The organism is Salinisphaera sp. T31B1 (assembly GCF_040361275.1).
GTDB lineage: Bacteria > Pseudomonadota > Gammaproteobacteria > Nevskiales > Salinisphaeraceae > Salinisphaera.
Genome location: NZ_APNH01000001.1, coordinates 1,248,326 through 1,266,628 on the forward strand (window position 1 = coordinate 1,248,326; position 18,303 = coordinate 1,266,628).

Sequence of the window (18,303 nt, forward strand, 5' to 3'; positions counted from 1 at the left end):
TGGGGTGAACGATGAGCCCGGCTGGGCGTCGGAGGCCCCCGTGAATGGCCGGCTTGCCGGTTCGGTCGCGACGGGCACCGACCATAGAATTTTCATTCCGGCGCGCCGGCGCCTCTTTCGCATACTCAAACCAACCCCCTTGCACGTCGTTGGACGGCGCGACAAAGCCGTCACACAGTGCGGCCATTTTCGGCAGGCCGCGGTCGTATGAGCGGCGCGCCGACCGCTACGACAGGGAAAAAAGAATTAAGCGTTAAATATAGCAAAAAAATAGGGCAACCGACTGTACTGGAATACAATTACAGTTCGGATAAACCATTTCGGGAGTTTGTATGAGTGTCTGGATCGAACCCGTCACACTGGGCGGCCGGCATGTCCGGCTCGAGCCCTTGAGCCACGAACACGCGCCCGCGCTCGCCGAGGCCGTACTGGACGGTCAACTCTGGCGGCTCTGGTACACCTTCGTACCGGCCCCCGATGGCGTCGAGGGCTATATCGAGTCCGCGCTGGCCGAGGGCGAACGCGGCGGGCTGGCATTCGCCGTCCGTGATTTGGCCAGCGACACCGTGGTCGGCTCCACGCGGTTCTGTCATGTCGATAGCACTCATCGACGCGCCGAGATCGGCTACACCTGGTATGCGCGCCGCTTCCAGCGCAGCGCGATCAATACCGAATGCAAGCGGCTGATGCTGGCGCATGCCTTCGAAGACCTGGAGGCGATCGCGATCGAGTTCCGCACCCACTGGCACAACCGGGCGTCGCGGGCGGCGATCGCTCGATTGGGTGCGAAACAGGATGGCGTATTGCGCAACCACCAGGTGAGCGCCGACGGCATCCTGCGCGATACCGTGGTGTTTTCGATCATCGCTGCCGAATGGCCGGCCGTGCGCCAGAACCTGGACTTCCAGCTCGAGCGCTTCGAGTAGTACTCCGCCCGCTCGAGCTACAAGCGGGCGGGGGGAGCCGGTCAATCCCATCGGTAGGTGATGCTGCCCACCACGTTCCGCGTCGTGCCGAAGTCGCAGAGCGAGTTCGGCGCGCTGCCGTTGCAATAGAGCTTGACCTCGTCGAGCAGGTTGTTCGCCGAAACCTGCAGCCGGACATTGTCGAAGTCGTAGCGCACCGCGGCGTCCACGAGCGTGGCCGACGGGAAACGTGCCGTGTTGTCGGCGTTGGCGAAGGACGAGCTGGTATAGCGTACGCCTGCCCCTGCGCCCAGGCCGGCCAGGGCGGACGACTGGAAGTCGTAGTTCAGCCAGAGTTTGGCCAGATGATCGGGCCGATCAACTACGCGCTTGCCGTTGATTGCCTGGCTGCCGCCGGCTTCGACGACTTCGACCTCATTATAGGTATAGCTGGCGATGGCCGAGAGTCCGGCGCTCAGGTCTACTTCGGCACCAAGCTCGACACCGCGTGAGCGCGTCTCGCCGACCTGCGACTGAATAGTGGGCTGCAACGGATCGGCGACGAGTTCGTTGTTGCGCGACAGCTCAAACGCAGCGATCGAGAACGTTGCGTCAAACCCGTTCGGGCGATAACGCAGCCCGGCTTCGTACTGTTCGCCGGTGATCGGTTCGTATTTCTGGCCGGTGGCGTCGTTGACACCGTACTGAGGCGAGAATGATTCCGAATAGCTGAGGTAGGGCGCCAGACCGTTGTCGGCGAGATACACCAGACCGGCGCGCCAGCTCAGATTGTTCTGTGTGTTCTTCCTGGCGTCGGTCGTCTGTTCGTCGACCCAGTCCTGGCGGGCGCCCACGGTCAGCGCCCAGCGATCGTCGAAGCGTACGTGATCCTGCAGGTACAACCCGTACTGATTGGCGTCGGTGCTGCGTGGCGTGAAGCCGGTCGGGCGCGAGAACGCCTGATTGTAGTCGGGGTCGTAAAGATCCAGCGGCGGAATATCGGCGGTGGGGTCGGTGAATGATGTGCCGCGCGAGTCGTAGTTTATGTGCTTGTAGTCGAAGCCGGTGAGCAGCTGGTGTTCGAACGCGCCGTGCTCGAATTCGGTAACCAGCTGGTTGTCTGCCGTAACCGTTGACCCGTCGTCGTAGCGCAGGCGCATGCTTCGCGCAAGCGTACGCAGATCGTTGCTGACCGGGTCGGCCACGGCGTAGTCGCGAAAGATATCGGTGACGTCGTACTCGATCTCGCGGTAGCGCACGTTCTGCCGGAAAGTCAGCCGATCGCCGATGAGCTGCTCGAACAGATAGCCAACGCTGTAGACCTCCGAGTTGTAGCCGTCCTCGCCGGGAATGCCGATATATCGGTCTGACGGGATGCGCCCGTAGTCGCTGTCGCGCTTCGTGCCTTCGAGCGGAAAACCGGTCCAGCGATAGGTGGCCTCGTTTTTCTGGTAGTGCGAGAGCAACGTCAAGCTCGTACGCTCGCTGGGCGTCCAGGACAGGGCCGGGGCGACGTAGATGCGATCGTTGAAGCCGTAGTCGTAGTCGGTTTCCGAATCCTGAATCAGCCCGGTCAGGCGATAGCGCCAGTGGCCGGCGTCGTCGATCCGATCGCTGATGTCACCGGTGAGCTGTTTATGGTGATAGCTGCCGAACTCGGCGCCGAATTCACGCAGCGGCGTGGCTGTCGGGCGCTTGGTCACAAGGTTGATGATGCCGCCGGGGTCACCCTGGCCATAGAGCACCGACGACGGCCCGCGCAGCACCTCGACGCGCTCCAGGCCATAGGTTTCGGTGGGCGCATCGTAGGGCAGGCCGGAATAACTGCGGCTGCCATCACGGTAGACCGAATCGCGCGCCTGGAAGCCACGCACGACGATGCCGATATCGTCGATCACCTCGTTGTTGTTGCGATTGAGTACGGCTACGCCCGGGCTGTATTCCACGGCCTCGGTGAGCGCATCGGCGCCCCGATCTTCCATCTGTTTGCGTCCGATCACGCTGATGGACTGCGGCGATTCGATCAGCGGGATATCGGTCTTGGTCGCTGTCAGGCTGCGCTCGGCCACGTAGCCGTCTACCGGCGCATCGCCGCGCGTCACGCCTACGCCCCGGATATCGATCGGGGCCAGCTCGGACGTCGTCGGATGGTTGGTTTGGGCGAATACGGGCAGCAGGGCGCCCGTGCTCAGCGCGAGACCCAGCGCCCATTGGTGGCGTGTGGGCGTATTGTGAAAGATCATGGATTTCCCCTTGCGTGATGTATGCCGTAATCGGCGGTTCGGTACTGCGGCGAGTGCGCTCCCTGACGCCCGCCGCGATGAAGATCAGTAGACGTCGATATGGAGTCGGCCGGTCTCGTCGAGCTCGGACAGGGCCGCCGCGCCCAGCGCATCGACGAGCGCTGCGGTCACGCCCGGCGCCATGCCGTCGTGGCTGCCGCAGACGAACAGCTGCGCGCCGTGTTCTACCCAGTCGCGCACGCGCTCGGCGTGCTCTGCGAGTACGGTCTGTACATAGCGGCCGTCGTCTTTGTCGCGCGAGAACGCCAGATCGAGATGGGTGAGTTGCCCGGCCGCGTGCCAGGCGTTGATTTCGTCGGCAAAATAGAAATCCGCTTGGCGTTGGCGTTCGCCGAACACCAGCCAGTTGGTGCGCTGGCCGGCGGCGATACGCTGCTGCAGGTGGGCGCGCAGCCCCGCGAGGCCGGTGCCGTTGCCGATGAAGATCGCAGGCGCGGACCGGCTGGCCGGCGGGGCGCGAAAGCCGGGATTGGCCCGCAGCCGCAGATCGATCGTGCCGCCGACGGGCGCCCGCTCGACGAGCCACCCGGAGGCCAGGCCGAGGCCACCGTCGTGGCGCGCCAGCCGCACGAGCAGTTCGATGCCGTGCCCGGTATCGTGGTTCGCGATCGAATAGTCCCGTGGCGCAAGCGGCGGCAGACTGTTCCAATCCATGTCCGCGGCGTTAGGGTCCGGCGAGTCCGGCAACTGCCGGTCGCTCAGCGCCTCGATGAGCGGCGTCGCGGCCGTTTCACTTGCGGCCGCTGCCCCGACCAAGCCGTGCCGGCCCAGCCAGCGGCGGATTCGCGTGGCCGGCTGGCGTGGCCGGATTTCAGCGATATCGCCTGGCAGCCATGTGGATGTGCGGCTTTCGGTCGCCACGAGGCGCAGCCAGGCCGTGGGTGCGCCGAGGCTGTCGGGGTTGAGAATGCGCCGTTCGACCAGACGCCAGCGCTCGAAAACGGGTTCAGCGCTGACCACTGCCGCGCCGAACAGCGCGGTCAGTGCGCCGTGCCACTCGGCCAGCGCCTGCTGATCGCCCTTGTCGACTTCGATCGGGGCCAGCAGGGTGCGTGCGCCGCGTTCGCGCAGCGCTCGGTCGAGCCGGCGACCGAACGCACAGTAGCTGTCGCCGTAGTCGGTATCGCCGAGTGCGAGCAGCGCATAGTCGAGCTGCTCCAGGCTCGGCGTGTGCGTGGCGCACAGGTGTCGGTCGAAGCGGCGTGCAGCCACCGGCGCATCGCCGTCGCCGTGGGTGCTGACCACGAACATTGCCTGCCGGTGGGCGCTCAGACAGGCGGGCGTGAGTTCTCCCAGCCCGGCCATGCGCACCGGCCGGCCCGTACCATGCAGGGCATCCGCTGTCTGTGCGGCCACGCGCTGGGCGAGGCCGCTCTGGGAGGCATAGGCGATGAGAACGGCCGCCGTGCCCGGCTCGGCGCGGTGTCGTGCTCGGGGTAAGGGCACCGGTGTGACCCGGCGTTTCATGCGGCGCCGCCGTAGATAGAGCAACAGGCCGGTCACGAAGAATACCGGCATGGACAGGCTGGCCAGCATCATCAACACGATGCCCGGCAGGCCGAAGAAAGCGCCCATATGCAGCGCGTAGACGCTGGCCAGCAGCTGGTCGCCCGCGGCCAGGTCCGCGAACGGGTGGAACCCGAGCACGGCGCCGGTGCTTGGGTGCAGAAACAGTTCGTCGGCGGCATAGACATGGGCCGCATCGGCCGGCACGGAGCGCACTGCGACCGCGTCGGTCGGTTGGTCGGGAAACCGGATGAATACCGAACGGGCGTCTGCGACCCGCGGCGCCAGCGATCGCCATAGGCTGTCCAGGTCGAGGCCGGGCGCGGGGGCCGCGAGGATGGGGGCGGCATCGTCGTGCGATGCAAACAGCGCGCGGGCGCCGTCGCGATACCAGTCGAACGACCACCACAACCCGGTCAGGGCGGCGATCAGATAGGCCGCCAGCGCCCACAGGCCGAGTACGGCATGCCATTCGCCGGCTCGTTTGCCGCCGAGCGCGCGTGGCCAGACCCAGCGCCATCCCTGGCGGGGGCGTCGTTGCCAGCGGATCCAGAGTCCGGTGATCGACAGCCCGACCAGCGCGATTGTGGCCACGCCCACGATGAACTGACCGACGGCGCCGGCCGCCAGACGCCGATGAATCGAGCGGATCAGGCCAAACGTGGTCTGGCCATGTGCCGGGGGCAGGGGCTCCGCGGTAAAGGGATCGACGACATCGCGTGTCGCGCGCTGCCCGGCGCTGTCCGGCGTCCGATAGGCGATGAGCATCGGGTAGGGCCGGTCGCCCCGCCAGAACACCCAGTCGATCTCGCGCTCGGGATGGGCGCGCCGATAGCGGGCCAGTAGTTCGGGCGGCGTCAGGCGCGGCGTGTCGCGCTCCAGCCGCTGGGTGGTCTCGGTATTGATCCATTCGAGAATGTCCTGCTCGAAGGACATCAGGCCCCCAGTCACGCCGACCACGGCCAGTACTGCGCCGGCCGTGATCCCCACGAACCAATGCAACTGGAACAGCAGGTCGAGCTGTCGCAGTCGTCGGATCAGGCCCATATGTGCGCCGTCCGCGAAGCGCCGATTACATCACCTGCCCGGCGCGCCACTGTCGAGGGCATGGCCGCGTCCAGGCCCGGACCGGGCACGCGTGGCACGGTATCCGTCTGATTGATGGTCATTTCCCCAGCCCCTAAGCGGCGTTGCCGCGACTCAAAAAAGCGCGCCCGGTCGGGCGCGCAATTCCACCGATCCACCGATCGATACAATCTCTCTCATTTGGAAACGAATACAAATGAGAATGATTCGTATTATATTCAAATGAGCAGACGCCGCAAGGTCTTAGACCGCGGGTGCGGTGTCCCGCGTGGTCGCGGTATCGGTGGTAGTTATCGATATGGATTCGACAGCCATGGCGTATTGCCTGCCCCAGTCGGCCACGGCCCGACGCGCGCGCTCGCGATCGCGTCGACAAGCCCGCCACGCCGGCAGGGCCGACGCACCACCCGTATTCGCGCGACGAAAGACAGCGGTCGCTATGCTCTATTTTCTGGTCAAGGCACGGCGTTCGGGCGTCATCGTCGCGGCCGTTTCGACGCGGGCGAGACGCAACCCGGCGTTGGGCCCGCTTGTGGCCTGGCTGCCGCTGAACTCGATTCTCGGCATGATCTGGTTATGGCACGACACGCATGACGCGCTGCGCACGGCGGAACCTATCTGGGCGACATTCTGGTTCGTGCTGCCGTCGCTTCTTATGTTCCTGTTCATGCCCTGGCGGATGCTGTGCGGCGTACCGTTCTGGCTTGCACTGGTCTCAGGCTGTCTGCTCACCGTGCTGATGTACTCCGGCCTCGTGTTATCCGGCCGCACCTTCGGGATTCGTCTCTAGCCCCGGCCGCGCGCCAGAACCTCGAAGACCGGCCGCCGGCATCACCGGTCGGTATTGCAAGCGCAGTCGCGGCGGCGATGGATCGGGTCGAGCGCGTATGCGTGCCCGTTGCCTTGGCGGGCTCGTGTAGGCTGACGGCAAGCCTGACCCGCCCCGCGGCGTGCCACCGGCCCGCCGGAGCGAGACGCCGCAGCTACAGATACAACAGGAGCATGGCGCGATGACAGACTTCACCCGCGGTTCGAAGACGCGGCAGACGGTGCCGCCGCCGCGCTGGCCGATCCAGTGCCTTATCGTCGGCGTACTGGCGCTCGCGCTTTCCGGCTGCGATAGCAACGACAATGCCGAATCACCGGCTTCCGACGCCGAACAGCCGTCGGCCACGACGGCCGATGGCATGGCGACCGAGGCCACGATTCGCGCGCGGATCATCGGCAATACGGTGGCCGGTACCATGTCGCCGGACAGCCGTTATACCGAGTACTACGCGCCCGACGGCACGATTCATGGTGCCGGCTATACCGCGGACTGGCGCATCGAAGGCGACCGGATGTGTTTCGACTACGACGAAGCGCCGACCGCCGACTGTTACAGCGTGCGTATCCAGGCGGACGCCGTGGAATGGCACCGTGGCAACGAGATCCAGGGCAAGGGCACGATCGTCGAGGGTAACCCGCACGATTTCTGAACTCATCCGGCTCGAGGGCGGGATGGGTTTTGCGCGCGGCTGTGGGACAATCCGGCGCTCGTGATTTGTCCCGATCTGCTGGAACAGCCTGATGAATGAACCGGATCCGCGCCAGGGCGCCCAGACAGCCGGCCCCCGGCGCGAAGTCGTGGTCGGCGATCATCGCTATCTGTTGCTGGGCACCGCCCATGTCTCGCGAGCCAGCGCCGAAGAGGTTCGGCGCGAGATCGAATCCGGCGCCTACGACGCCGTGGCCATCGAGTTGTGCGACGCCCGGCATGCCGCGCTGACCAACGCCGGCGAGCTGGCGCAGATGGATCTGTTCCAGGTGCTTCGGCAGGGCAAGGCCGGCATGGTTGCCGCCAATCTGGCGCTGGGCGCTTACCAGCAACGCTTGGCCGATCAGTTCGGCATCGAGCCGGGAGCCGAAATGCGGGCCGCGATCGAATCCACCGCGGCGGCGGGTCTGCCACTGGCGCTGATCGATCGCAATATCGGCATCACATTGAAACGTGTCTATCGGCGGATTCCCTGGTGGCAGCGAATCAGCACGATGGGCGCGCTGTTCGCCAGCCTGTTGTCCAGCGACAAGATCGAAGAATCGGATATCGAAAAACTCAAGGAGGGCGACATGCTTGAGTCGACCTTCAACGAGTTCGCCAGCGAATCCGCAGCCATGCATGAAGCGCTCATCGACGAGCGCGATCGCTACATGGCCGCCAAGCTGCTCGCAGCTCCGGGCGCGCGGCATACGCTCGTCGTGGTCGGCGCCGGCCATCTCAAGGGGCTGGCGGGCTATCTCGAAGCCGGTATGGACGCACCGCGCGAGACCATTGAGCGCCTCGACCATGTCCCGCCCGGCGCACGCTGGGTGAAATGGCTGCCGTGGGCGATCGTGGTGCTGGTGTTCGCCGGTTTCGCGCTCGGTTTTTCCCGCAGCACCGGGCTTGGCCAGCAGATGGTGGTCGAATGGGTGGTCATCAACGGTGCACTGTCCGCACTCGGCGCGCTGATCGCGCTGGGCCACCCATTGACCGTACTTACCGCGTTCGTCGCCGCGCCGATCACCTCGCTTAATCCGACCATCGGGGCGGGCATGGTCACCGCGGCCGCGGAGCTCTGGCTACGCAAGCCGCGGGTCGGGGATTTCTCGACGCTCAAGTCCGATGTCACCCGGGTCAGTGGCTGGTGGAAGAACCGGGTGTCGCGCACGCTGCTGGTGTTCGTGCTGTCGACCGCCGGCTCTGCGGCGGGCACCTATATCGCCGGTTTCCGAATCTTCGGTCAGCTGTTCGGCGGCTGATCCGTATCGTCGTTGGGCACCGCGACTCCGGACGACTTCAACAACGCCCGCGCGTCGCGTGCCCCGATTCTCGCACTCGCCCGGTCGGCGCGTATGGCATCCGTTTCGCCGATGGCGCGGCCATCGGTGTCGAAGATCGGCACGGCGTCCGATGCATACTGGAACAGGTAGCGCTGGATGACGCCCCATGGCGGCAGGTGACCGCCGCTGTGTCGATAGTGCGCGATGACACGTTCGCGGGCGATCTCGAACTGCATGGCAAGGTCGTGTTCGACGAAGTCGCGCTCGAAACCGAGCCATCGACGGGGCTCCATCAGCCCCAGGGCGAAGATCGGTTCGTGACGACGCTTGAAGCCGGTATCGACGAACAAGCACGGCCGAAATGCGGTATTGCGGTGGTGCACCCGTGCACGAATACGCTGATGTACCGGCTCGCGTAGCGCCGGGTCGATCGCCAGCGCGTCGCACATCGCGACCAGGAATTCGTCGCGCGAATAACGGAAATCGAAGGCGCTGCTGTCCAGGCCGAGCCACGTATCGCCCAGGACATGCTCGATGCGGGCGAGCAGTCTCTCATCGACCCGACGATAGCCCATGCGGCGGGCCAGCTCTGCGCGCGTCACGCCGTGGGCACGACGTCTCAGGGTACGGTGCAGACAGGTGTCGGCGTCGTCGTTCATCGCGCGGCAACCGGTATGGCTCAGTAGCAGATTCGCATCGGCAAGCCGCAGACGTCCAGCGGTGGCGGGTCGGGCAGCGTCACATGTCGGCGGGCTGCGATCCGTTCGGCGGTGAACAGACAGGCAAAGGCATCGGCGAGGTCGTCATCAGCGGCATCGGCACGGGCAATCGACGCGCGGGCGGCTGGGAATGCGTGCGGGCCGAAAACCGCCGCGATCAGCGCCTGCCGTTGCGCTCGTCCGGCCGGCGTCTTCTTGGACGCGACCACCGGCGTATCGTTGTTCATGCACGCGAAACTGACTTCCGGATGAGTCTCGAAGACAGCATCCCGCCAGCGTGCCGATTCGGCGAGCAGGCGATCGACCTCGCGGATCTTGGGTAGCAGATTGAAGGCCTGGACAGAAATGCGCTTGCCGCACACCGCTGCATTGAGATCGCCGGCCCGAGCATGCGAGCGCCCGGCCAGGGCTGCCCGTGTGGGCGTCGGAAAGACACTCGATCCCCGCGGTCGACCGAGCAGGCGACGGGCCGCGGTATCGCAGCCACGCGACGGGTCACAGCCCAGGCCGATCGGCATGTCGAGAGCGACGATCCCGGGCGCCAGCCGATCCAGCAGCACGCCGAGCTCGGAACCAACCCACACACCATGGCGCGATACGGCCACCCACCCCGCGGGGCAACCGTCCACGCCTGTGACCTGCCGTATGTTCATGTGCTCAGGGTAGCCGAACGGCCATGGGCCAATCAGGCAGCAGGGACGGCGCGCCAATCATCCGCGTCCGCACGGCCGGCGACCGGGCTATTGTCTGCGTGTCGCAAACGGCAAGCGATCGGCGCAGGCTGGCCGGGGTGTGGCCGCCGCGGTCGGCGAGACCGGCCTGGTCGCTCAGCCGTCCAGCCCGCCGATACAGTAATACTTGGTCTCCAGGTATTCCTCGATACCGATATGGGCGCCTTCACGGCCGAGCCCGGACTGCTTGACGCCGCCAAACGGCACATGCGGACCGGTGATGTCCATGGTATTGATGCCCACCATGCCGTACTCGAGCCCGCGCAGGAACTTGCGGATTCGCGCATCGCGATGGGTATATACATAGGCGGCCAGCCCGTAGATGGTGTCGTTGGCGGCCGCGATCACCGCGTCGTCGTCGTCGAACGCCGTGATGGGCGCCACCGGCGCGAACGATTCCTCGCTGGACACGCGCATGGCCGGTGTAAAGTCGGCAACGACTGTTGGCATGAAGTAGTTGGGACCGGGCGCGTCGCCCTGATCGCGCCCGAGCACGCGCGCGCCTCGCTCGGCGGCGTCGGCGACCAGCGAACGGGCCTTGTCGACCGCATCGGTGTTGATGAGCGGGCCGATCGCGGTGTCCTCGTCCAAACCGTTGCCCACGGTCATGGCGTTCATTCGAGTCGTGAATCGATCGACGAATTTGTCGTACAGGCGTCGGTGCACATAAATCCGGTTGGCCGCCACACAGTCCTGACCCGAGGTCTGGAATTTCGCCGCGATCGCGCCATCGACGGCGGCATCGATCTCGACATCGTCACAGACGATGAACGGCGCGTTGCCGCCCAGTTCCATGGACGTGCACTTGACCGTATCGGCCGCCTGGCGCAGCAGTGAGCGGCCGACCTCGGTGGAACCGGTGAAGGACAGGGCGCGTACGCGATCGTCGGCACAGACCCGCTCGGCGAATTGCCGGCCAGACCCGGTCACCACATTGAATTCGCCGCGATCGAGCCCGGCTTGTTCGGCCAGCACCGCCAGTGCAAGCGCGCAGAACGGTGTCTGGCGGGCCGGATTGACAAGCGTGGTGCAGCCGGCGGCCAGTGCTGCGGCCGCCTTGCGGGTGATCATCGCCAGCGGAAAATTCCAGGGCGTGATCACTGCGGCCACGCCGACCGGTTCGCGGAGGGTGCCGATCGACACGCTCGGGTCCTCGGGCGGGATCGTGGCGCCGGTCGTTCGCCGAGCCTCCTCGGCGAACCAGCGCAGAAAGCTGGCGGCGTAGTCGACTTCACCGCGTGCTTCGTCGATCGGCTTGCCCTGTTCGGCCGTCATCAGCCGGGCGAGCGCCTCGCGGTTATCCAGCATCTGCCGGTACCAGGCCAGCAGCCGGTCGGCACGCTCGGCAACGGCCGTGTCGCGCCAATCGGCAAAACGAACCACCGCGGCTTCAATCGCCCGGTCCATTCGGTCGGCGTCGAGTTGAGGCACGTGGCCGATGGTTTCGCCGGTCGCGGGATTGTCGATCGCTGCATGGCTGTCCGGGCCCGGATCGATCCATTCGCCGCCGATATAGGCCTGTTCTCGAAACAGTGTCATGTCGTCGCCTGTCTGACGAGTGAGGCGGCGACGCTAACAATATGCGCTATACACACAATCCGTAATACTCCGGAACGTGGCCGCCCGGCCGGCGCTGTCGAACCGCTTCGCAGCTGACGGGCCGGTGAGATCGGCGCCATCACATGACTCAGGGTGGCTGAAGAAACGGCTGGCGGTGACGCGCCGGGGCGCCGCGTGCGGCCAATGCGTTCCGGTTTCGCATGAACGTCCGATACCCTCTAAGCTGGACTCGAGCCTGTTCGACGGAGTGTGTCATGTCGCAGATGAAAGTTGCCCAGATCAGCCGCGCCGGCGCCGATTTCGAGCTCGTGGATCGGCATGTGCCCGATCCAGGGCCGGAACAGGTGCGTGTGCGTGTCCAAGCGTGCGGGATCTGTCATTCCGATGCCTTCGTCAAGGACGGCGGCTTTCCGGGGCTGGAGTATCCGCGCGTGCCGGGCCACGAGGTGGCCGGTGTCATCGATGCGGTCGGCGACGACGTCGACCACTGGCAGCTCGGACAGCGGGTCGGGGTCGGCTGGCACGGTGGCCATTGTCACGATTGTGCATCCTGCCGCCGTGGCGACTTCGTCACCTGCGCGCGTCAGCAGATCTGCGGCATCAGCTACGACGGCGGCTACGGCGAGTACATGCTCGCCCCGGTCGAGGCGCTGGTGGCGATTCCCGATACGCTGTCGTCGGTGGCGGCCGCGCCCCTGCTTTGTGCCGGAGTGACGACCTATAACAGCCTGCGCAATTCGGGCGCGCAGGCCGGCGACGTGGTCGCCGTGCTCGGCGTGGGTGGGCTCGGCCACCTGGGCGTCCAGTACGCACATGCGATGGGGTTTCATACCGTGGCGCTGTCGCGCGGTAACGACAAGCAAACGCTGGCGCTCGAACTCGGCGCTGATACCTATATCGATACCGAGGCCGAAGACGCCGCCCAGGCGTTGCAAAAGCTGGGCGGCGCGCGCGTGATCCTGGCGACTGCGCCCAATCCGAAGCTGATGAGCTCGGTGATCGACGGCCTGGCGGTCAATGGGCGGCTACTGGTGGTCGGAGCGTCGCCGGAGCCGATCGAGGTTTCGCCGCTGCAGCTGCTCATGGCCCGTCGCAGCATTGCCGGGCATCCCAGCGGCACGCCCAAGGACTCCGAGGACACCCTGGATTTCTCGGCGCTGCGTGACATCGCCACTCGTATCGAGACGTTCGACCTGGCTGACGTCAACACGGCCTATGAGCGGATGATCAGCAACAAGGCGCGTTTTCGCGTGGTGCTCACCATGAGCTGAGAGCGGCCGTCCACCCGGATGACGACGAGCCGGGCGTGGCCAGGGGCCGCCAGCCGGCGCGCCGCCGCGGCGGCCAGGCTGCCCGATCGCCTCAGCCAACCCTTTGCCAGACGGTGCCCCCGGGCGTCTCGGTCCTGCACGGCGGTCGTCGCGTTTTGGCGCCAGGATCTAGATCACCGTAGAGCGGGCGCGCGGCGCCGATTGATCGCTGGAAGACGGACATTCCGGTACGGCTATCCGTCGGAGCGGATCCTCGCCGGGTGGTCACCCGGCCTGCCAGACCGCTTGAAAACACCGGCGCCCGGCCGCATTACGCAGCCAAGGGTGGCGAGGGCGCCACGGTCATCTTCCATCAAACCGAATACCGTCATGAGCGAAAACCAGACGAACGAGACTGAACAGGGGCAGGCCACCGGCCAGCACACCGAGACCCGCGGTTTCCAGGCCGAGGTCAAGCAGCTGTTGCAGCTGATGATCCACTCGATGTACTCGAACAAGGAGGTGTTCGCGCGCGAGCTGATCTCGAACGCCTCGGATGCCCTCGATACGCTTCGTTTCGAAGGCCTCAAGAACGATGCCCTGTTCGAAGGCGATTCGGAGCTGCAGATCTGGCTCGACTTCGACAAGCAGGCCCGTACCGTGACCATCGCCGATAACGGTATCGGCATGACCCGCGAACAGGTCATCGATCGCATCGGCACCATCGCCAAATCCGGCACGCGCGCCTTTCTGGATTCGCTGTCGGGTGATGAAAAGGCCGATGCGCATCTGATCGGACAGTTCGGCGTCGGTTTCTATTCGGCGTTCATCGTGGCCGACAAGGTTGTGGTCGAAACCCGTCGCGGCGGCGAGCCCACCGGCGTTCGCTGGATTTCCGACGGCGGCGGCGAATACACGATCGAGGAAATCGAAAAGCCCAACCACGGGACGTCGGTGACCCTGCACCTGCGCGAAGACGAGGATGAATTTCTCGACGCGTATCGCCTACGGCATCTGGTACGTACCTACTCCGACCATATCGCCTTCCCGATCAAGATGAAGGAAGAGCTTTCGGAAGAGGATGAAAAGGAAGGCAAGACGCCCGCCTGGGAACAGGTCAACCGCGGCGCTCCGCTGTGGACGCAGGCCAAATCGGATATCTCGGACGCAGATTACGCCGAGTTCTACAAGCATGCCTGTCACGACTACGAAGACCCGCTCGCCTGGACTCACAACAAGGTCGAGGGCAGCCAGGAATACACATCGCTGCTGTATGTACCCAAGCGCGCGCCCTACGATCTGTTCGACCCGAACGGCAAGCAGCACGGCGTGAAGCTCTATGTACAGCGCGTGTTCATCATGGACGACGCCGAAAAGCTCATGCCGCGCTATCTGCGCTTCGTCAAGGGCGTGATCGATTCCAACGATCTGCCGCTGAACGTCTCGCGCGAGATCCTGCAGTCCAATCGTATCCTCGACAAGATCCGGGCCGGCTCGGTCAAGAAGGTGCTGGGGCTGATCGAGTCGCTGGCTCGCGATACCGAGGAGCCCGAGAAGTTCAAGACCTTTTGGAACGAGTTCGGTCAGGTGTTCAAGGAAGGCATCGTCGAGGACGCCGAAAATCGCGACAAGATCGCGAAGCTGCTGCGTTTCCGGACCACCACCGACGAATCGGCCGATCCGGGCGTATCCCTGGACGACTACATCGCGCGCATGCAGCCGGGCCAGGACAAGATCTACTACATCACCGCGGACACGCTGGCCGAGGCCAAGCACAGCCCGCATCTGGAGATCTTCAAGAAGAAGAATATCGAGGTGCTGCTGCTGACCGACCGGGTGGACGAATGGGTCATGGCGCATTTGACCGAATACGAAGACAAACCCCTGTCGTCGGTGGCCAAGGGCGCCCTCGATCTGGGCGAAGCCGAATCCGAAGAGGAAAAGGCCGAGCAGAAGAAGCTTGAGGAAGAGTCCAAGGATCTGGTCGAACGCATCAAGGAGGCGCTGGGCGAACGCGTCAACGAAGTGCGGGTCACCCATCGGCTGACCGACTCGCCGGCGTGTCTGGTTGCCGACGAGCACGGCATGTCGGCCCACCTGGAGCGCATCCTCAAGGAAGCCGGGCAGGCCATGCCGAACACGGCACCGCATCTGGAGATCAACCCGACCCATCCGCTGGTCGAGCGTCTGGCCGATGAACAGGGCGAGGACGAATTCGAAGCCTTCTCGCAGCTGTTGTTCGAACAGGCCATCCTTGCCGAAGGCGGCGAGCTGGACGATCCGGCGACATTCGTGCGCCGTATGAACCAGATGCTGCTCGCGGTATCGCGCGGCGCGGCCTGAACCTTCGCGTGTCGCGTTGTCGACGCGGCAGCGGTGGGCGCATAGTGGCCAGAGTGTGAGTAGCAACGAGTACAGGAGAGGATGGATGAATCTCGATCGACTGAGGAAAAGTGCCCCGTGGGCGCTGGCGTTGACGATCGCACTGGCCACCCAGGCGGCCCTGGCCCAGAGTGTGGATATCGGTGGCACCAGCCTTGAATTGGGCGCGTCGCGCGCCGATACGCTGGCCGTGGCCAACGCCCAGTTCGAACTCGCTCCGACGGCAGTACGCGACCAGTACACCATCTATCCCAAGCGCCAACCGGGCTCGATGGATCAGGGCGACTATCCGACGGCCATCGGCACGCTGACCATTCAGAACGACCGACTGGTTCGAGTAACGCGCAATCTTGGCTCGTTCCGCAGCGTCGAAGGCGAAGCGGCCATCGAGAACCTGATCGCCGCGTTCGCCGATGCGCCCAACGCCGGCCGTACGCCAGCGGTGCATACCGACAGCGGACTGTCGGGCGATGCGAGCACGTCGCGGGTATATTTCTCCTACCCGGATCGCGCGATCCAGGTGGTGATCTATCGGCCGGCCGATCAGCGTGATATGGCCACCGTGGATATCACCGAGCAGTATGCGCTCAGTGGTTCCGGTCAGCCCGTGCCGGGCACGCGCTAACCGCGGGTGACGGCCTTGTCGAACGGCCCATGGGTCTGGCTCGGCGCCGGCGCGATCGTCATCGTGATCGCGCTGGCCGCCTATGCCGGCTGGCTATGGTGGCGCGTGGGCGCTCAGAGGCGTGAGCGCGAAGCCCACAATGCCGGGGTGCTTGCCGAAACCGAAGCCGATCTTGCAGCCAGCATTTGCATCATCGCCGACAGTCTGCTCACCGGCGAGTTGAATCTGTCCGAGGGAGCGATTCGCCTCAAGGTGCTGCTGGACCACTGGCATGCGCCGGCCAGCGGCCAGGCCGATTATCCCGCGATCTATCGGCTGTATCTGGGTACGGCGACCATGCCGCGCGGCGAGCAGCGCGATGCCTACCCCAAACGCGAAATTCGCCGGCTCGATCGGGAACGCGAAGTGCTGGAAGTCGCTGCACGCGACGAGGTGCTGGCCGAAGCCGGGCGCCTGCAGGCTCGTTTCGGGGTCCCGGAAGGCCGTATCGGCCTGCATCGATTCGGCGCCGCGGGTCCGGCGTAGGCCTCGGGTTACAGGCCATCGACCACGGCGGTCCGATCCGGTTCTCGCCATCCCGATGCCGATCGCCTGGCTGCCGCCAGCGCGCGCGGTACGCAGGGCGGTTGGCACGGCCGGTGTAACCCGCATATGACGCTGAAGACCCGCGCCGGCCGAGCGATCAGTACATGACGCCGGAGCCGCTGGTTTCGAGCGTGTCGCAATGACTGTTATCCACGCCGACTTCGGCACAGCCGATACCGCGCGGGTCGGCGGCGGCGTCCACGGCGCCGGTCTGCCGGTTGCGAATCACGGCATGCATATCCCCGTAATGACGCCCCACATCCTTGAGCCGGTGGCCCAGCGCCTGTAGGCTGCTGATCGTCGCCGGCGACAGTGCCCCGGGTTCGTACTCGACCTGATCGGGCAGATACTGGTGGTGATAGCGCTTGTGGCCGACCACGCTTGCGGCATCGCCGCCGTGGGCGAAGTCGAGTACGCCCAGCAACACCATGGATATGATCCGGCTGCCACCGGGCGTACCAAGGGCGATCTCACGCTCGGGCCCGATCACGAAGGTCGGCGTCATGCTCGACAACGGCCGCTTGCCGGGCGCGATCGAGTTGGCTTCGGTGCCAACCAGGCCGTAGCCGTTTGGGGTCAGCGGTTTCGCGGCGAAGTCGTCCATCTCGTCGTTGAGAAACACGCCGGTGCCGGCGGCCACCATGCCCGAGCCGAAAGGAAAATTGACCGACAGGGTCGCGGCCACGCGATTGCCCTGGCCGTCGATGATGGAAAAATGGGTGGTATCGGTGCCGGCGCTGGTATAGCCGGCGGTCACCGGGGCGAGTTCGTCGCTATGGGTGGCTCGATCCATGCGGATGCCCGTGCGCAGCCCCGCGGCATAGCTTTTGTCGGCCAGCCGAGCCAGCGGCATGTCCACGAAATCGGGATCGCCCAGATACTGGGCGCGGTCCCGATAAGCGCGGCGCATGGCCTCGATGGTTACGTGTCGCCGCTGGACATCATCCAGCTGGGCCCAGTCGAAACCTTCCAGGATGTTGAGTGCTTCGACGAGCACCGGCCCCCCGGAGGACGGCGGCGCCGCGGAGACGATCGTAAAATCCCGCTCGTTGGCTCGGTAATGGCCGACGACAGGCTCGCGTTCGACCGCGCGATAGTCGGACAGGTCCTGACGTGTCCAGATGCCGCCGGCCGACCGCACGGCCTCGACCAGTTGCCGGGCCACGCGGCCCGCGTAGAAGCCATCGTGCCCATGGTCGGCCAGCGCTTTAAGTGTAGCCGCGAGATCGGGCTGTCTGAGGATCGTGCCTTCGGCCAGCGGCTGGCCGGCGTCGTCGAGAATCAGTGCCGCACTGGCCGGATGCCGGGCGAGAACCTCGGCACGATAGCCGGCGAGTTTGCGCATATGCGCATTGATCGGGAAACCCTCGCGTGCCAGTCGGATCGCGGGTGCCAGATCGGTGGCGAGATCCAGTGCACCGTAGGTCTCGGCGATATGCACGAGCGCGGCGGGCTCGCCGGGAATACCGGCCGCGAGCGCGCCATCGCGCGAGGCGTGTTCGATGAAGCGGCCGTCGTCGTCCAGATACATGTCATGGTCGGCCGCTGCGGGGGCTTTTTCGCGACCGTCGACCATGATGTCGCGCTGGTCCGAGGCGCTGTGAAGCAGCCAGAATCCGCCGCCGCCGAGCCCGGAGCTCTGCGGCTCGACCACCGCCAGGGCAGCCGATACGGCGACCGCCGCGTCGAAGGCGTTGCCGCCCTTGGCCAGAATCTCCATGCCGGCGGCCGTGGCCGCCGGGTGGGCGCTGGAAATGCCGGCCTCGGTCGGAGGGGCGGCCTGGCTGGCCGCAGACACGGCGACCAGCAACGAAAACACGATCAGACGGGCAGGGCGACGCATGGTTGT

Annotated in this window: 14 protein-coding genes; 8 read left to right on the plus strand and 6 right to left on the minus strand. The window is 65.4% G+C overall.

Features of this window, described 5'->3' with window-relative positions; translation table 11 throughout:
* Positions 1-332 precede the first annotated feature (332 nt).
* Positions 333-926 (plus strand): GNAT family N-acetyltransferase, encoded by a 594-nt coding sequence (locus tag T31B1_RS05740; RefSeq protein WP_353248482.1) that lies wholly within the window; start codon positions 333-335, stop codon positions 924-926.
* 41 nt (positions 927-967) lie between these two features.
* Here T31B1_RS05740 and T31B1_RS05745 read toward each other — a convergent pair whose 3' ends face one another.
* Positions 968-3,148 carry a TonB-dependent siderophore receptor gene (locus T31B1_RS05745; RefSeq protein ID WP_353248483.1) on the minus strand — a complete coding sequence of 727 codons (2,181 nt, stop codon included), beginning with the start codon at positions 3,146-3,148 and terminating at the stop codon, positions 968-970.
* An 84-nt stretch (positions 3,149-3,232) separates the two neighbouring features.
* Positions 3,233-5,761 carry a PepSY domain-containing protein gene (locus T31B1_RS05750; protein ID WP_353248484.1) on the minus strand — a complete coding sequence of 843 codons (2,529 nt, stop codon included), beginning with the start codon at positions 5,759-5,761 and terminating at the stop codon, positions 3,233-3,235.
* Between the two features lie 478 nt (positions 5,762-6,239).
* On the opposite strand from T31B1_RS05750, the gene T31B1_RS05755 reads away from it, so the two are divergent.
* The 3 genes from T31B1_RS05755 (at position 6,240) to T31B1_RS05765 (ending at position 8,581) form a co-directional block, all read left to right on the plus strand.
* Complete coding sequence (locus T31B1_RS05755; protein WP_353248485.1) at positions 6,240-6,590, plus strand: DUF3147 family protein; 351 nt, start codon at positions 6,240-6,242, stop codon at positions 6,588-6,590.
* Between the two features lie 220 nt (positions 6,591-6,810).
* Complete coding sequence (locus T31B1_RS05760; RefSeq protein ID WP_353248486.1) at positions 6,811-7,278, plus strand: hypothetical protein; 468 nt, start codon at positions 6,811-6,813, stop codon at positions 7,276-7,278.
* A gap of 91 nt (positions 7,279-7,369) precedes the next feature.
* Entirely contained in the window at positions 7,370-8,581 is a 1,212-nt protein-coding gene (locus T31B1_RS05765; protein WP_353248487.1) for a TraB/GumN family protein, read from the plus strand.
* Here T31B1_RS05765 and T31B1_RS05770 read toward each other — a convergent pair.
* The 3 genes from T31B1_RS05770 to T31B1_RS05780 all read right to left on the minus strand — a co-directional run bounded on the left by T31B1_RS05770 (position 8,563) and on the right by T31B1_RS05780 (position 11,591).
* On the minus strand, positions 8,563-9,261 hold the full coding sequence (locus tag T31B1_RS05770; protein WP_353248488.1) for a hypothetical protein: 699 nt from the start codon (positions 9,259-9,261) through the stop codon (positions 8,563-8,565). The genes T31B1_RS05765 and T31B1_RS05770 overlap by 19 nt on opposite strands.
* A gap of 20 nt (positions 9,262-9,281) precedes the next feature.
* Positions 9,282-9,974: a DUF429 domain-containing protein gene (locus T31B1_RS05775; RefSeq protein WP_353248489.1), complete on the minus strand. Its 693-nt coding sequence runs from the start codon at positions 9,972-9,974 to the stop codon at positions 9,282-9,284.
* Between the two features lie 174 nt (positions 9,975-10,148).
* Complete coding sequence (locus T31B1_RS05780) at positions 10,149-11,591, minus strand: NAD-dependent succinate-semialdehyde dehydrogenase (protein WP_353248490.1); 1,443 nt, start codon at positions 11,589-11,591, stop codon at positions 10,149-10,151.
* A gap of 275 nt (positions 11,592-11,866) precedes the next feature.
* Between T31B1_RS05780 and T31B1_RS05785 the strand changes: the two genes are divergently transcribed.
* From T31B1_RS05785 to T31B1_RS05800, 4 genes are all read left to right on the plus strand, one after another.
* Positions 11,867-12,883, plus strand: a complete 1,017-nt coding sequence (locus tag T31B1_RS05785) for an alcohol dehydrogenase (protein WP_353248491.1) — start codon at positions 11,867-11,869, stop codon at positions 12,881-12,883.
* A 369-nt stretch (positions 12,884-13,252) separates the two neighbouring features.
* Positions 13,253-15,205 (plus strand): molecular chaperone HtpG, encoded by a 1,953-nt coding sequence (htpG, locus tag T31B1_RS05790; RefSeq protein WP_353248492.1) that lies wholly within the window; start codon positions 13,253-13,255, stop codon positions 15,203-15,205.
* 85 nt (positions 15,206-15,290) lie between these two features.
* Complete coding sequence (locus tag T31B1_RS05795; protein WP_353248493.1) at positions 15,291-15,869, plus strand: hypothetical protein; 579 nt, start codon at positions 15,291-15,293, stop codon at positions 15,867-15,869.
* A 15-nt stretch (positions 15,870-15,884) separates the two neighbouring features.
* Positions 15,885-16,394, plus strand: a complete 510-nt coding sequence (locus tag T31B1_RS05800) for a DUF2489 domain-containing protein (protein WP_353248494.1) — start codon at positions 15,885-15,887, stop codon at positions 16,392-16,394.
* Positions 16,395-16,551: 157 nt separating this feature from the next.
* Here T31B1_RS05800 and ggt read toward each other — a convergent pair whose 3' ends face one another.
* Complete coding sequence (ggt, locus tag T31B1_RS05805) at positions 16,552-18,297, minus strand: gamma-glutamyltransferase (protein ID WP_353248495.1); 1,746 nt, start codon at positions 18,295-18,297, stop codon at positions 16,552-16,554.
* Between the last annotated feature and the right edge of the window lie 6 nt (positions 18,298-18,303).

Excerpts from the sequence above, each read along its gene's own strand:
- T31B1_RS05765 (WP_353248487.1), top strand. The coding sequence starts at position 7,370 with ATGAATGAACCGGATCCGCGCCAGGGCGCCCAGACAGCCGGCCCCCGG.
- T31B1_RS05775 (WP_353248489.1), bottom strand. The coding sequence starts at position 9,974 with ATGAACATACGGCAGGTCACAGGCGTGGACGGTTGCCCCGCGGGGTGG.
- htpG (WP_353248492.1), top strand. The coding sequence starts at position 13,253 with ATGAGCGAAAACCAGACGAACGAGACTGAACAGGGGCAGGCCACCGGC.
- T31B1_RS05755 (WP_353248485.1), top strand. The coding sequence starts at position 6,240 with ATGCTCTATTTTCTGGTCAAGGCACGGCGTTCGGGCGTCATCGTCGCG.
- T31B1_RS05745 (WP_353248483.1), bottom strand. The coding sequence starts at position 3,148 with ATGATCTTTCACAATACGCCCACACGCCACCAATGGGCGCTGGGTCTC.
- T31B1_RS05740 (WP_353248482.1), top strand. The coding sequence starts at position 333 with ATGAGTGTCTGGATCGAACCCGTCACACTGGGCGGCCGGCATGTCCGG.
- T31B1_RS05760 (WP_353248486.1), top strand. The coding sequence starts at position 6,811 with ATGACAGACTTCACCCGCGGTTCGAAGACGCGGCAGACGGTGCCGCCG.
- ggt (WP_353248495.1), bottom strand. The coding sequence starts at position 18,297 with ATGCGTCGCCCTGCCCGTCTGATCGTGTTTTCGTTGCTGGTCGCCGTG.
- T31B1_RS05785 (WP_353248491.1), top strand. The coding sequence starts at position 11,867 with ATGTCGCAGATGAAAGTTGCCCAGATCAGCCGCGCCGGCGCCGATTTC.
- T31B1_RS05750 (WP_353248484.1), bottom strand. The coding sequence starts at position 5,761 with ATGGGCCTGATCCGACGACTGCGACAGCTCGACCTGCTGTTCCAGTTG.
- T31B1_RS05770 (WP_353248488.1), bottom strand. The coding sequence starts at position 9,261 with ATGAACGACGACGCCGACACCTGTCTGCACCGTACCCTGAGACGTCGT.
- T31B1_RS05795 (WP_353248493.1), top strand. The coding sequence starts at position 15,291 with ATGAATCTCGATCGACTGAGGAAAAGTGCCCCGTGGGCGCTGGCGTTG.
- T31B1_RS05780 (WP_353248490.1), bottom strand. The coding sequence starts at position 11,591 with ATGACACTGTTTCGAGAACAGGCCTATATCGGCGGCGAATGGATCGAT.